This is a genomic window from Streptomyces fulvoviolaceus (genome assembly GCF_000718165.1).
GTDB lineage: Bacteria > Actinomycetota > Actinomycetes > Streptomycetales > Streptomycetaceae > Streptomyces > Streptomyces fulvoviolaceus.
In genome coordinates, this window is sequence record NZ_JOEY01000022.1 from 174,818 (window position 1) to 187,139 (window position 12,322).

The 12,322-nt window shown below is 69.8% G+C and carries 13 protein-coding genes and 1 pseudogene; 6 read left to right on the plus strand and 8 right to left on the minus strand.

Annotation, left to right across the window (positions count from 1 at the left end; genetic code table 11):
- Nucleotides 1-32: 32 nt before the first annotated feature.
- Entirely contained in the window at nucleotides 33-1,139 is a 1,107-nt protein-coding gene (locus IG08_RS0123880) for an acyltransferase family protein (RefSeq protein ID WP_030605934.1), read from the plus strand.
- A gap of 40 nt (nucleotides 1,140-1,179) precedes the next feature.
- Here IG08_RS0123880 and IG08_RS0123885 read toward each other — a convergent pair whose 3' ends face one another.
- Nucleotides 1,180-2,103 carry an LLM class F420-dependent oxidoreductase gene (locus tag IG08_RS0123885; RefSeq protein WP_030605936.1) on the minus strand — a complete coding sequence of 308 codons (924 nt, stop codon included), beginning with the start codon at nucleotides 2,101-2,103 and terminating at the stop codon, nucleotides 1,180-1,182.
- Nucleotides 2,104-2,361: 258 nt separating this feature from the next.
- Between IG08_RS0123885 and IG08_RS60730 the strand changes: the two genes are divergently transcribed.
- Nucleotides 2,362-2,538 carry a hypothetical protein gene (locus tag IG08_RS60730; protein WP_199820896.1) on the plus strand — a complete coding sequence of 59 codons (177 nt, stop codon included), beginning with the start codon at nucleotides 2,362-2,364 and terminating at the stop codon, nucleotides 2,536-2,538.
- A gap of 231 nt (nucleotides 2,539-2,769) precedes the next feature.
- On the opposite strand, the pseudogene IG08_RS61485 reads toward IG08_RS60730, so the two are convergent.
- The 5 genes and pseudogenes from IG08_RS61485 to IG08_RS0123910 all read right to left on the minus strand — a co-directional run.
- Nucleotides 2,770-3,135, minus strand: a pseudogene (locus tag IG08_RS61485) (zinc-binding dehydrogenase); the annotation flags it as partial.
- Between the two features lie 18 nt (nucleotides 3,136-3,153).
- Complete coding sequence (locus tag IG08_RS61490; RefSeq protein WP_234342957.1) at nucleotides 3,154-3,756, minus strand: quinone oxidoreductase family protein; 603 nt, start codon at nucleotides 3,754-3,756, stop codon at nucleotides 3,154-3,156.
- 30 nt (nucleotides 3,757-3,786) lie between these two features.
- On the minus strand, nucleotides 3,787-4,209 hold the full coding sequence (locus tag IG08_RS0123900) for a (R)-mandelonitrile lyase (RefSeq protein ID WP_030605937.1): 423 nt from the start codon (nucleotides 4,207-4,209) through the stop codon (nucleotides 3,787-3,789).
- Nucleotides 4,210-4,253: 44 nt separating this feature from the next.
- Nucleotides 4,254-5,096, minus strand: coding sequence for an SDR family oxidoreductase (locus IG08_RS0123905; protein ID WP_030605939.1), 843 nt, complete (start codon nucleotides 5,094-5,096; stop codon nucleotides 4,254-4,256).
- 38 nt (nucleotides 5,097-5,134) lie between these two features.
- On the minus strand, nucleotides 5,135-5,473 hold the full coding sequence (locus tag IG08_RS0123910; protein WP_030605941.1) for a carboxymuconolactone decarboxylase family protein: 339 nt from the start codon (nucleotides 5,471-5,473) through the stop codon (nucleotides 5,135-5,137).
- Between the two features lie 167 nt (nucleotides 5,474-5,640).
- Here IG08_RS0123910 and IG08_RS0123915 point away from each other — a divergent pair, with 167 nt between their 5' ends.
- Entirely contained in the window at nucleotides 5,641-6,510 is an 870-nt protein-coding gene (locus IG08_RS0123915) for a helix-turn-helix domain-containing protein (RefSeq protein WP_030605943.1), read from the plus strand.
- 162 nt (nucleotides 6,511-6,672) lie between these two features.
- On the opposite strand, the gene IG08_RS0123920 is transcribed toward IG08_RS0123915, so the two are convergent.
- Together IG08_RS0123920 and IG08_RS0123925 are read right to left on the minus strand one after the other, a co-directional pair.
- A complete protein-coding gene (locus IG08_RS0123920; RefSeq protein WP_030605944.1) occupies nucleotides 6,673-7,692 on the minus strand; it encodes an aldo/keto reductase in 1,020 nt (339 codons plus the stop codon).
- Between the two features lie 23 nt (nucleotides 7,693-7,715).
- Complete coding sequence (locus IG08_RS0123925) at nucleotides 7,716-8,612, minus strand: helix-turn-helix transcriptional regulator (RefSeq protein WP_030605946.1); 897 nt, start codon at nucleotides 8,610-8,612, stop codon at nucleotides 7,716-7,718.
- A 242-nt stretch (nucleotides 8,613-8,854) separates the two neighbouring features.
- On the opposite strand from IG08_RS0123925, the gene IG08_RS0123930 reads away from it, so the two are divergent.
- Genes IG08_RS0123930 through IG08_RS0123940 form a run of 3 tightly spaced genes read left to right on the plus strand, consistent with a single transcriptional unit; the run spans nucleotide 8,855 to nucleotide 12,317 of the window.
- The gene (locus IG08_RS0123930; RefSeq protein ID WP_106981008.1) at nucleotides 8,855-10,333 is read left to right on the plus strand and encodes an MFS transporter; all 1,479 of its coding nucleotides are present in this window, start codon (nucleotides 8,855-8,857) and stop codon (nucleotides 10,331-10,333) included.
- Nucleotides 10,333-11,217, plus strand: a complete 885-nt coding sequence (locus IG08_RS0123935) for an aldo/keto reductase (protein WP_030605950.1) — start codon at nucleotides 10,333-10,335, stop codon at nucleotides 11,215-11,217. The genes IG08_RS0123930 and IG08_RS0123935 overlap by 1 nt, the downstream gene beginning before the upstream one ends.
- A gap of 29 nt (nucleotides 11,218-11,246) precedes the next feature.
- Entirely contained in the window at nucleotides 11,247-12,317 is a 1,071-nt protein-coding gene (locus IG08_RS0123940; RefSeq protein WP_030605951.1) for an NAD(P)-dependent alcohol dehydrogenase, read from the plus strand.
- Nucleotides 12,318-12,322: the final 5 nt, after the last annotated feature.

Consider the following 12,322-nt stretch of genomic DNA (forward strand, 5'->3'; position numbering starts at 1 on the left):
TTACGTCGGCCTGAACCGGTGAGGCGCGTGGGATGCCGCAACGCCATGCCACAGCTGTCACTCCGGCCGGACCTGCACCAGACGACCGCTCGGGTTCACCGGAAGCCCCGAAGCAGCACGAGAACCCGAAGCAGCGCGACGCCTTCTTCGACAACGCCAAGTACCTGGCGATCGTGCTGGTGGCGGTGGCGCACGCATGGGAGCCGCTGCGCCCGGGCAGCCGGGCGGTCACCGCGGCCTACATCCTCGTCTACGCCTTCCACATGCCGGCGTTCATCGTCATCTCCGGCTACTTCTCGCGCGGCTTCGACGGCAGCCCGGAGAAGATCAGGCGGCTGATCACCGGGGTCGCCGTCCCCTATGTCGTCTTCGAGACGGCGTACACCCTCTACACCCGCTGGACCGACCAGGTGCCGGAGCGGCCGATCAGCCTGCTGAACCCGCTGTACCTGACGTGGTTCCTGGCGGCGCTGTTCCTCTGGAGACTGACGACTCCGTTGTGGCGACGCGTGCGGTGGCCGCTGCCGCTCGCGCTGGCCCTCGCGGTGCCCGCGACGGTCTCGCCGGCCATCGGCAACGACCTCGCTCTGCAGCGCGCCCTGCAGTTCTTGCCGTACTTCGTGCTGGGCCTGTGTCTCAAACCGGAGCACTTCCGGCTGGTGCGCCGCAGGGAGGTGCGCGTCCTGGCGGTGCCGCTCTTCGTGTGCGCGCTCGCCGTGGCGTACTGGGCGGTCCCACGCAGGAGCGGCGCCTGGTTCTTCCAGCGCGACGGCGCCGGGGAACTGGGCGCGCCCTACTGGTACGGGCCCGTGATGACCCTGGTCCTCTTCGGCTGCTCGCTGCTTCTGGTCGTCTGCTTCCTGGCCTGGGTGCCCGGGCGCCGGACCTGGTTCACCGCACTGGGTGCGGGCACGCTCTACGGCTATCTGCTGCACGGCTTCTTCGCCCAGGGCGCCAAGTTCTGGGGCTGGTACGACCCCGAGTGGATCGGTGGGCCGCTGGGCGAGATCGTCGTCAGTGTCGTGGCCGCCGCGATCGTGACCGCCCTGTGCGCCCCGCCCGTCCGGCGCGCCTTCCGGTGCGTGACGGAACCGGACCTGGGGTGGGCCTTCAGGACCTTCACCGGGAATCGCCGGTAGATACGGCCGGAAGCGGTCCGCTCCCGGCCGTATCCCACCCCTACGACAGCTGCGACTGGACCTGGGACGAGATCAGGTCGAGGTGGTCCAGGTCGTGGAGGTCGAGGAGCTGGAGGTAGAAGCGGCGGGAGCCGATCTCGGCGTAGCGGCCGATCTTGTCGACGACCTCGGCCGGGGTGCCGGCCAGGCCGTTGGCCTTGAGTTCCTCGACCTCGCGGCCGATCGCGGCGGCCCGGCGGGCTACCTCGTCGTCGTCCTTGCCGACACAGACGACAAGGGCGTTGGAGTAGGTGAGGTCGTCGCCCTTGCGGCCGGCCTCCTCGGCGGCCGCAAGGACCCGGCCGAACTGACGCTCGCTGTCCTCGACCGAGGCGAACGGCATGTTGAACTCGTCGGCGTACCGGGCGGCCAGCCGTGGGGTGCGGGCCGCTCCGTGGCCGCCGATGAGGACGGGGATCTTGTCCTGGGCGGGCTTGGGCAGCGCGGGCGAGTCCGTGAGGTCGTAGAACTTGCCGTGGAAGTCGAAGGTGTCGCCGGCCTTCGTCTTCCACAGGCCCGTGACGATCTCCAGTTGCTCCTCGAGGCGGGGGAACTTCTCCTTCGGGAACGGGATGCCGTACGCCGTGTGCTCCTCCTCGAACCAGCCCGCGCCCAGGCCCAGTTCGACCCGGCCACCCGACATCTGGTCGACCTGCGCGACCTGGATGGCGAGCACGCCGGGCAGCCGGAAGGTGCCGGCGGTCATGAGCGTGCCGAGCCGGATGCGTTTGGTCTCGCGAGCCAGGCCGGCAAGGGTGATCCAGGCGTCGGTGGGGCCGGGGAGTCCGTCCCCGGAGCCCATCTTGAGGTAGTGGTCGGAGCGGAAGAACGCGTCGAAGCCGAGGTCTTCGGTGGCCTTGGCGACAGAGAGAAGGGTGTCGTAGGTGGCCCCCTGCTGGGGCTCGGTGAAGATGCGAAGATCCATGCCTCCATCCTGCACGCTCCGGTGGCCAGGAGCCTCACCGGTCCCTCCGGCCCCGCCTGTCCCCGCCCGTCCCCGGTCGGGTGAAAATCCGTCAACGGTGCGCGCGAGGGGTGACCGTGCCAGTGACCGGGCCCGATGGTGATCGTTGGCTCGGGCGGAGCCGGAGCGACCGGCGCCCGCGCCGGCCGGTCGTCGCCGGGGCGTCACCTGTCACCCGCGTCGGCCTCCCCTCGGGGGCCTTGGGCCGAGGAGGCCGTCATGTCCGAAGAAACCGTGCCGCAGCAGGGCGCCGGTGCTGGCACCGGCCAGCCGAAGGGGCTGCTGCAGCAGATGGAGGAGCTGATGGCGGCGTTGAACGCGGATCTGTCCGACCTCCAAATGGAAGCGGGTTTTTCGCCCATGGAATCCAAGGCGGATCAAACCAGGTCAGAGTAGCCACATATTTGTAATGCAGGCGCCGAAGTGGCCCGTCGACCACTGATCGGCGGAATTCCGTCATGCTCATCGCTGCCGCAGTCAAGACCGCCGCCGAAACCAACTGGCGGGACGACTGGCTCAAGTTCACACCCGGCTGACTCGCGTTCGTCGTGACCGTCGTGGCCGGGGCCCGGACGGTGTGGCCAGATCTTCGAGACTGTGTGTCGGTCCGACGCTGTTCGTTTCGGGTCAGGGGACGGTGAGGACGATCTTGCCGAGGGCTCGGTGGGAGCGGAGCCGAGTGACGGCTTGGTCGACGGTGTCGAAGCTCAGGATGCTGTCGATCAGGGGGCGTACGCGTCCGTCGGAGACCGGGGGCAGCAGATCTTGGCCGGCGGCTGCAATGACGGCGCCGAGCTCTGTGGCGCGGGTGAACCCGAAGGACACGCCGTGCACGCGCAGGTGGCGGTAGGACAGGGCGTCGAGGTCGATGGTGGTGGCCGCCTGGTCGAGGCGACCGATGTTGACCACGGCGCCGTCCACCGCGGTGGCGGGCAGGCAGGCGGCGAAGGTCTGGCCGCCGACGTGATCCAGTGTCAGGTCGACGCCCTTGCCGGCGGTGGCGTCGAGTACCTACTGGGAGAGGTCGTGTTCGCCGGTGATGATGACGGTGTCGGCTCCGGCCTGCTTGAGCAGGTCACGCTTGGCGGCGCTGCGGGTGGTGGCGATGATCTGGCCTGTGCCCAGGGCGCGGACGATCTGCAGGCCGATGAGGCCGATGCTGGAAGTGGCGCCGGTGATCAGCACCGACTGGCCAGGGCGGAAGCCGCCGGTCATGAGGGCACCGTGCTCGGTGAGCAGGCCGGTGGGCAGCGCGCAGGCTTCGGTGTCGTCGAGGCCGTCGGGGATGGGCAGGACGTGCCGGTGGTCGGCCGGCACGTCCTGGGCGAAGCTCGCGGGGGCGGTGCCCATCACGCGCCGGCCCACAGCGATGGTGTCGACGCCGTCGCCGACAGCGGTGACTTGTCCCGCGAACTCGTAGCCCGCCTGGTACTCCTTGCCGCTGCCGCCCGCGGTGGGGTCGGCAGCTTCCAGCATGGCGGCGTCGGCGTTGTTGAGTGCCACGGCGTGTGCGCGCACCACGATCTGACCGGGGCCCGGCTGGGGGACAGGGACCTGGCGCGGGGTCCAGTGGGGTCCGGTGCCGCCGAAGAGGGCGGTCATCGTCGCGGTCATGATCGGATGCTCCTCGTCGTGGGGATGGGGTCAGTGGCTGTTGCGGGTGCGGGGGGCCTGGTACTGGGCGTCGGTGACGTGCTCCAGCCAGGTGGTCTCCGGGCGGTCATCGCCGGGGGCGGTGGCGTCCCACAGTGCGAGGTGCTGCATGAACCGGTCCTCGGTGGCGCCGTGCCAGTGCTCCTCGCCGGGCGGACAGGTGATGGTCTGGCCGGGGTGAGCCTCGAAGACGGAGCCGTCGCGGGTGCCGACCAGGGCGACGCCGGCGACGACGTGGAGGGTCTGGCCGACGGCGTGGTGGTGCCAGGCGGTGCGGGCGCCGGGGGCGAAGCGGACCATGTTGGCGCGGATGCGGGAGGGTTCCTGGCCGGCGTGGATGACGTCGAACCAGACGTCTCCGTCGAACCAGTCGGCGGGGCCCTTGCCGGTGGGCTGCGGCTTGACGAATTCCATGACGTGTTCCTTGGTGCGGATCGGGTGGCTGGGGCGGGCGGCGGTCAGGCGGCGTCGGCGTGGGCGAGGCCGCTGCCCAGGGTGCGCGAGGCGGTCGCCTGGTCGGTGATCTCCTTGCCCTTCGCCTCGGCGGTGGGAATCGCGTCGTCACCGGCGACGAAGCGCAGCGGCGGCTCGTCCAGGTCGGTGAGCCGCAGGAGGGCGTCGGCGAGCTTGGCGGGGTCGCCGGCCTGCTGCCCGTTCATCGACTGCCACATCGCCTTGGTGGTGCGGGTGCGCTCGGCGTAGTCGTCGATGGACAGCTCGGCCCAGCTGGTGGAGGCGTCCACGAGCAGCTCGGTGCGGAAGAAGCCGGGTTCGACGATGGTGGTGCGGATGCCGTACGGCTCGACGTCGTGGCGCAGAGACTCCATCCAGCCCTCGACGCCGAACTTGGACGCGGCGTAGGCGACGCAGAACTCCTGGCCGACCAGACCGGCGATGGAGGAGATCGTGACGATGTGCCCGGAGCGCTGGGCGCGCATGACCGGGAGTACGGCGCGGGTGATGTTCATCGGGCCGAACAGGTTCGTCTCGAACTGCGTCCGCATCTGCGCGTCCGAGATCTCCTCGAAGTAGCCGGCCTGGAACGTGGCGGCGTCGTTGATCAGTACGTCGACGCGGCCGAACCGGGTCACGGCGGCGTCGACGGCCTCCTGGGCGGCGTCGGTGCTGGTGATGTCGAGTGCGGTGACCAGCAGGTTGTCCTGTTCGCCGCCGAGTGCCTTGAGGACGTTTTCGGGGCGGCGGCCGGTGGCGACGACCTGGTGGCCGGCGGCCAGGGCCTGGCGGGCGATGTCGGTGCCCAGGCCGCGGCCGGCACCGGTGACGAAGATGACCTTGCTCATGAGAGAGGGAACGCTCCTGTGTGAAAAAGAGAGGGGTGTCAGTGATCCTGGGCGGCGTCGGCGGGCGCCAGGATCGCCTTCAGCTGTCCGGCGGCGCCCATGGCGTTGGGCCAGCCCGCGTAGAACGCCAGGTGGGTGATGGCCTCGCTCAGCTCCCCCTTGCTCAGCCCGTTCTCCAGAGCCAGCTTGAGGTGGAAGCCGAGCTGGTCGGAGCGGTACAGGGCGATCAGCGCGGTGACGGTGACCAGGCTGCGATCCCGCGGGGAGAGACCCTCGCGTTCCCAGACGTCGCCGAACAGCACCTGGTCGGTGAGGTCGGCGAGCTTGGGGGCGACGTCGCCGATGGCCTGCTGTGCTGCGGATTCCTTTTCCGGCACGATGCTCTTTCCTTCCATTGCCCGGTCCGTTGTCCGGTCCGGCGCAATTCCAGGTTTGCACCCATGTATGCGCCCGTGCAGAGGAGGATTTGTTCCTGGGAAAGAAACATCCTGGGAAGAATCCCTCCCCCTCACGGCCGGCGCTTCCACTGCCACACTGGGGGGGCATGAGTCCCACACCGCACCTGAACGAGCTGGGCGAGTTCCTCAAGGCCCGCCGGGCCGAGCTGAGCCCCCGCGCCGTGGGCCTGCCCGACAGCGCGAGCCCGCGCCGGGTCGCCGGGTTGCGCAGGGAAGAGGTCGCCCACCTCGCGTCGATCTCCACGGACTACTACACGCGCCTGGAGCAGGGCCGCCTGCCTCCGTCGGCGCCGGTGCTGGAAGCCGTGGCCCAGGCCCTGCATCTGGATGACGACCAGCGGCGCTACCTGTTCGGCCTGGCCGGGAAAGAGACCGCGAGGCCGCGCCGCAGGGCCCGGCAGAAGGTCCAGCCGCAGTTGCGCAGGGTCCTGGACGACCTCACCTCCACGCCCGCGATCGTGATGGGCCGGCGAATGGACGTCATCGCCTGGAACCCGCTGGCGGCGGCGCTCGTCACCGACTTCGCCGCCGTCCCGGAAAAGCACCGCAATTACGTACGCATTCTTTTCACCGACCCGGCGATGCGCACCCTGTATGCCGATTGGGAAGGCGTCGCCCGTACCGTGGTCGCGCAATTGCGCATGCAGGCGACGAAGTATCCCGACGACCCCCGACTGACCGCTCTGGTCGGCGAGTTGTCCGTTCAGGACGAGGACTTCCGCCAGTGGTGGGCCGCCCACCATGTCTCCACTCTCAGCGTGGGAACGAAGGTCCTCCAGCACCCGGTCGCCGGCGAACTCTCCCTGGACTGGGACACCCTGACTGCCAGCACCGACCCCGATCAGCAGCTCGTCGTATGGACCGCCGAAGTGGGTTCCCCCACCCACGACGGCCTCCGCATCCTCGCCTCCTGGGCCGCCGATCAGTACCAGGCCACCGCACAACCGGCCGAGTGAGGCCACCCACCGGGGCATGCCGTCCCACGTACCGGCCGTACACCGGTGATCGGCCCGGCCCCGGAGCCGAGCAAAGTCTGCGGCCTTCGACAGCGGTGCGCCTTGCGTGGTCGCGGGGAGGTCGGTGCGGCTGGCCGACGTGACCGGCCAGCCCGGGACGCGTCAGCGGCGTCGCTGGTCGGCGCGCAGTTCGAAGTCGCCGTAGCTGTTGTCGACCGGGTTGACCGTGACGCCGGGCGGGACGATCTCGTCGATGGCGTCGAGTACGTCGGAGGGCAGCGTGACGTCGGCGGCGGGCAGGAACGCCTCCAGCTGGTCCATGGTGCGCGGTCCGATGATCGCCGAGGTGACGCCGGGGTGATTGATGACGAAGGCGACGGCCAGTTCGATCAGGGTGAGGCCCGCCTTCTCCGCCAGGAGCGCGAGCTGTTCGACGGCGTCGAGCTTGCGCTGGTTGGCGGGGGTGCTCATGTCGAAGCGGGCCTGGGGGCGTGCCGCGGAGGCGGGGCCCTCGGTGGCGTTCTTGCGGTAGCGGCCTGAGAGCCAGCCGCCGGCGAGCGGGCTGTAGGTGAGGGTGCCCATGCCGTGGCGGCGCGCGGTGGGCAGGACGTCCTCCTCGATGCCGCGGACCAGGATCGAGTACGGCGGCTGCTCGGTCACGAACCGCTCCAGGTGGCGCTCCCGCGAGGTCCACTGGGCCTCGACGATCTGGGAGCCGGAGTAGGACGAGGAGCCGATGTAGCGGATCTTGCCCTGGTGCACGAGGTCGGAGAGGGCGCCGAGGGTCTCAGCGACGTCGGTGTCGGGGCTGGGGCGGTGGACCTGGTAGAGGTCGATGTGGTCGGTACCGAGGCGCCGCAGCGAGTTCTCGACCTCGCGGATGATCCAACGGCGGCTGCCGCCGCGCTGGTTGGGGTCGTCCTGGTCCATCGGCATGAAGAACTTGGTCGCGAGGAACACGTCCTCGCGGCGATCCTTGAGCGCCTTGCCGACGATCTCCTCCGAGGCCCCGGCGGAGTACACGTCCGCGGTGTCGACGAAGTTGATGCCCGCGTCCAGGGCACGGTGGATGATCCGGATCGAGTCGGCCTCGTCCTCGTTGCCCCAGGGGCCGAACATCATCGCGCCCAGGCAGAGCGGGCTGACCTGGACACCGGTGCGGCCGAGCGGTCGGTACTGCATGAAGGGGTTCTCCTCGGATGTACTCAGTCGTTCGCGGTCGGGACGACCGTTGTGGTGTTTGCCCAACTGGCCAGCAGGCCCAGGGCCTGGCTTGCCGGGGAGTGCGGTTCGGGCGTGTAGAAGTTGAGGCGAAGACCTGGGTCGGACGGCAACTCCATCGCCTCGTAGGGCAGGGCGAGATCACCGACCAGGGGGTGGTGCAGGTTCTTCATTCCGGAACGGTGGAACTTCACGTCGTGGCGGGCCCACCGGCGGGCGAAGCCGCCGCTCTTGGTCGTCAGCTCCCCGATCAGGTCGGTCAGCGCCTTGTCGTGGGGCGCCCGGCCCGTCTCGATGCGCAGGAACGCGACCGCGTCGTCAGCGCCCTTGTCCCAGTCGACCCAGAAGTCCTTGCTCGCGGGGTCCAGGAACAGGAAGCGGGCGCTGTTGACCGGGCCGCGCTGGGCGAACAGCGGTGAGTCGAAGAGGGGTGCGTACAGCGCCCGCCCCAGCGTGTTCGCGGCCAGGATGTCGAAGCGCGCGTTGCGCACGTACGCCGGCACATCGGCCATCGAGTCGAGCAGGCGCAGGATCGTGGGCCGCACCCGGGACGCGGTCGCCGTGGGGCGCCGGCCCGACGGGGTCGCCGCGTGGGCCAGGTCGTAGAGGTGCGTGCGCTCGGCCTCGTCCAGCTGCAGCGCGTGCGCGAGGGATTCCAGTACCGAGTCCGAGGCGCCGGAGAGGTTCCCGCGCTCCAGGCGGACGTAGTAGTCGACGCTCATGCCCGCGAGCAGCGCGACCTCCTCCCGGCGCAGGCCCGCAACGCGCCGGTTGCCGCCGTAGACCGGCAGTCCGGCCTGCTCGGGGGTGATCCGGGCACGCCGGGTGCTCAGGAACTCGCGGACCTCGGCGGCCACGCTCTTCTTGTCTCTGTCTGCCATCGTCCAGATCCCTGAAATAGCTCCGCCGCCGGTGATCGCGCCCCGGCGGGACGGTCCGGCCCGACCTACGACGGTCCTGCCTTGACCTTCACCGTAGGTCCGTCCGCGAGGACCTGCGAGGTACTGCCAGTACCTGGAAGACCAGTGACTCCCACCCCTGTGCCCGCGCGGGGTTCTCTTGGAGAGCACCGAGGACCAGGAGTCCGACACCGGGCCCTCACCCTGAAAGCGAAGGACACACCGTGCGCGCAGCACCCAAGTACGACGGGACCGGCGACGTCGCCACAGCGGAACCCACGCCGCCCATGGCGGTGCGTGCGCCGGCCCCTGCCGCCCCGGTCCGGGCGACGCTGATCCTCACGATCATCTGCGTCAGCTACTTCATGGTCATCCTCGACAACTCGATCGTCTTCACCGGTCTGCCGCAGATCCGCTCCGACATGGGGTTCTCCGAGACCGGCCTGTCCTGGATCACCAACGCCTACGTCCTGGTCTTCGGCGGCCTGCTGCTGTTGGGGGCCCGGGCCGGTGACCTGTTCGGACACCGCAGGGTGTTCCTGTTCTCCCTGGTCGTCTTCGCACTGACCTCACTTCTGGTCGGCGCCGCACAGAATCAGTGGTGGCTGATCGGAGCTCGGGCGCTGCAGGGCGTCGGGGCGGCGGTCCTGGCCCCGTCCGCCCTGTCCCTGCTCACCCGCAGCTTCGCCGAGGGCCGGGCCCGTAACCGGGCGATGGCCGCCTACAGCGCGGTGGCCGGGCTCGGCGCGGCTCTCGGTCTGGTGGTGGGCGGCCTGGTCGCCGACCTGATCTCGTGGCGGGCCGGGTTCTTCCTCAACGTCCCGGTCGGCATCGCGATGATGGCGCTGGCCGTGCGGTTCCTGCCCGAGACCGAGCGCCAGGGCGGCCGCTTCGACGTCGCCGGGGCGCTCCTGGCGACTGCGGGCTCCACCGCTGTGGTCTTCGGCATCGTGGACGCCACCGACGTCGGCTGGACCGCTCCGGCCACCCTGATTCCACTGGTGGCGGGACTGGTGATGCTGGCCCTGTTCGTCCTGGTGGAGCGGCGGGCCGCGCAGCCGATCGTGCCGCTGCGGCTGTTCGCCAGCCGGGAGCGCAGCGGCGCCTACGTCACCCGGATGCTCTACATGGGCGCGATGATCGGGTTCTTCTTCTTCACCGCGCAGTTCGTACAGAGCGTCTACCACTGGACGCCGCTGCAGGCCGGTCTCGCCTTCCTGCCGATGACGCTGGTCAACTTCGTCTTCGCCGTCCAGGTGCCGCGGCTCCTTGAGCGGGCGAGCAGGCCGCGGGTGCTCACCACCGGGCTCGCCCTGACCATGGTGGGCATGGTGTGGCTCAGCCGCCTCGACCTGCACACGCCCTACCTGACGGGAGTGGCGTTGCCGATGGTGCTCATCGGCGCCGGCCAGGGCCTGGTGCTGGCCCCGCTGACTTCCAGCGGCGTGGACGGGGTCGCCCCCGCGGACGCGGGAGCCGCCTCGGGCCTGGTCAACACCGTGCACCAGATCGGCAGCGCGCTGAGCCTGAGCATCCTGACCGCTGTGGCCGCCTCCGTCTCCACCGGACACGAGGCCGCCGACCTCGCAGCCCGCTCGGGTGCCGCGCTGACCGGGTCCGCCGTCCTGCTCGCCCTGGCTCTCGCGGCCACCCTCACCCTCATCGTCCCCGCACGTACCCGCCCGCACGAAAGGTCCCTGTGATGCAGACCCTCACTCTCAACAACGGCGTCGGGATGCCCGCCCTCGGACTCGGTGTCTTCCAGACCCCGCCGGACGAGACCCGGGCCGCCGTCACGGCCGCGCTCGAACTCGGCTACCGCCACATCGACACCGCCGCCGCGTACGGCAACGAACGCGAGGTCGGCCAGGCCATCCGCGCCTCCGCCGTGCCCCGCGACGACATCTTCATCGAGACGAAGATCTGGGTCAGCGACTACGGCTACGACGAGACCCTGCACGGCTTCGACAAAAGCGCCGCCAAGCTCGGCGTGGACCAGATCGACCTGCTGCTCCTGCACCAGGCGCTGCCGTCGGACTTCGACAAGACCCTCGCGGCCTACCGGGCCCTGGAACAGCTCCTGGCAGACGGCAAGGTCCGGGCGATCGGCGTCAGCAACTTCATGGTCGACCACCTGACCACGCTGCTCGACGCGACCTCCGTCGTGCCGGCCGTCAACCAGCTGGAGATCCACCCGTACTTCCAGCAGCGCGCGGTCCTCGACTTCGACGACGAGCACGGCATCCTCAACCAGGCGTGGTCTCCCATCGGCGGCATCACCTTCTACCCCGGATACGGCGAGGACCGCAGGAGCGTCCTTGAGGACCCGGCCGTCACCGCGATCGCCGAGGTGCACGGCAAGAGCCCGGCCCAGGTGCTGCTGCGCTGGGGCATCCAGCAGGGCCGCTCGGTGATCCCCAAGTCGACCAAGCGCCACCGCATCGCCGAGAACATCGACGTCTTCGACTTCACCCTGACCACGGACGAGTTGAAGGCCCTCGACGCCCTGGAGACCGGCCGACGCGGTGGCCCCGAGCCCACGAACGTCACCCTCGCGGCCTACGGACGCGCCATCCCCGAAGCCTGACACCACCTCGTACCCGCAAAGGAATCACCATGCCCATCACCGTCAACGCGTTCGGCACCCACGAAGCAGGCAAGCCGCTCGTTCCCGTCACCATCGAGCGCCGCGACGTCGGCCCGCACGACGTCAAACTCGACATCCTGTACTGCGGGATCTGCCATTCCGACATGAACTACGTCGACGGGACGTTCGGCCCGCTGGCCATCAGCCCGCTCGTCCCCGGCCACGAGATCGTCGGCCGGGTCACCGAGATCGGCCCCGACGTCACCCGCCACCAGGTCGGCGACCTGGTCGGCATCGGCTGCATGGTCAACTCCTGCCGCGCGTGCGAGAACTGCCGGGCAGGTCAGGAGCAGTACTGCCTCCAGGGAAACACCCTTGTCTTCGGGGCCCCCGACCCTGCCGAGCCCGGCGCCCACACCCAGGGCGGCTACTCCGAGGCGATCGTCGCCCCGGAGGACTTCGTCGTCCGTGTTCCCGAGACTCTCGACCCGGCCGCCGCCGCTCCGCTGCTGTGCGCCGGCATCACCGTCTACTCCCCGCTCGAGCGGTTCGGTGCCGGGCCCGGCACCAAGGTCGCGGTGGTCGGCCTCGGCGGGCTCGGCCACCTCGGCGTGAAGATGGCCAAGGCCATGGGCGCCGACGTGACCGTCCTGTCGCAGTCCAGCAGCAAACGCGAGGCCGCCGCGGCCCTCGGCGCCGACCACTACGCCGTGACCGGTGACGGCTCGGCGTTCACCGAGCTGGCCAACACCTTCGACATCATCCTGAACACCGTCAGCGCGCCTGTGTCCCTCCCCGACTACCTCGGGACGCTGCGCCTGCACGGCACCATGGTGAACGTCGGTGTGACGACCGAGCCGATGCCGATGGAGGTCTTCGCCCTCCTCCAGAACGGCCGGTCCTTCGTGGGATCGCTGTTCGGCGGCATCGCCGAGACGCAGGAGATGCTCGACTTCGCGGCCGAGCACAGCGTCACCGCCGACATCGAGCTGATCGACGCACAGGACATCAACACCGCCTACGAGCGGATCCACGCCTCCGACGTCCGCTACCGGTTCGTGATCGACGGCGCGACCTTCGCGAAGCCGAAGCAGGCATGACCGCC

Excerpts from the sequence above, each read along its gene's own strand:
- IG08_RS61490 (WP_234342957.1), bottom strand. The coding sequence starts at position 3,756 with ATGACCGCGACGATGACCGCCCTCTTCGGCGGCACCGGACCCCACTGG.
- IG08_RS0123900 (WP_030605937.1), bottom strand. The coding sequence starts at position 4,209 with ATGGAATTCGTCAAGCCGCAGCCCACCGGCAAGGGCCCCGCCGACTGG.
- IG08_RS0123935 (WP_030605950.1), top strand. The coding sequence starts at position 10,333 with ATGCAGACCCTCACTCTCAACAACGGCGTCGGGATGCCCGCCCTCGGA.
- IG08_RS0123885 (WP_030605936.1), bottom strand. The coding sequence starts at position 2,103 with ATGGATCTTCGCATCTTCACCGAGCCCCAGCAGGGGGCCACCTACGAC.
- IG08_RS0123920 (WP_030605944.1), bottom strand. The coding sequence starts at position 7,692 with ATGCAGTACCGACCGCTCGGCCGCACCGGTGTCCAGGTCAGCCCGCTC.
- IG08_RS0123925 (WP_030605946.1), bottom strand. The coding sequence starts at position 8,612 with ATGGCAGACAGAGACAAGAAGAGCGTGGCCGCCGAGGTCCGCGAGTTC.
- IG08_RS0123940 (WP_030605951.1), top strand. The coding sequence starts at position 11,247 with ATGCCCATCACCGTCAACGCGTTCGGCACCCACGAAGCAGGCAAGCCG.
- IG08_RS0123880 (WP_030605934.1), top strand. The coding sequence starts at position 33 with ATGCCGCAACGCCATGCCACAGCTGTCACTCCGGCCGGACCTGCACCA.
- IG08_RS0123905 (WP_030605939.1), bottom strand. The coding sequence starts at position 5,096 with ATGAGCAAGGTCATCTTCGTCACCGGTGCCGGCCGCGGCCTGGGCACC.
- IG08_RS60730 (WP_199820896.1), top strand. The coding sequence starts at position 2,362 with ATGTCCGAAGAAACCGTGCCGCAGCAGGGCGCCGGTGCTGGCACCGGC.
- IG08_RS0123915 (WP_030605943.1), top strand. The coding sequence starts at position 5,641 with ATGAGTCCCACACCGCACCTGAACGAGCTGGGCGAGTTCCTCAAGGCC.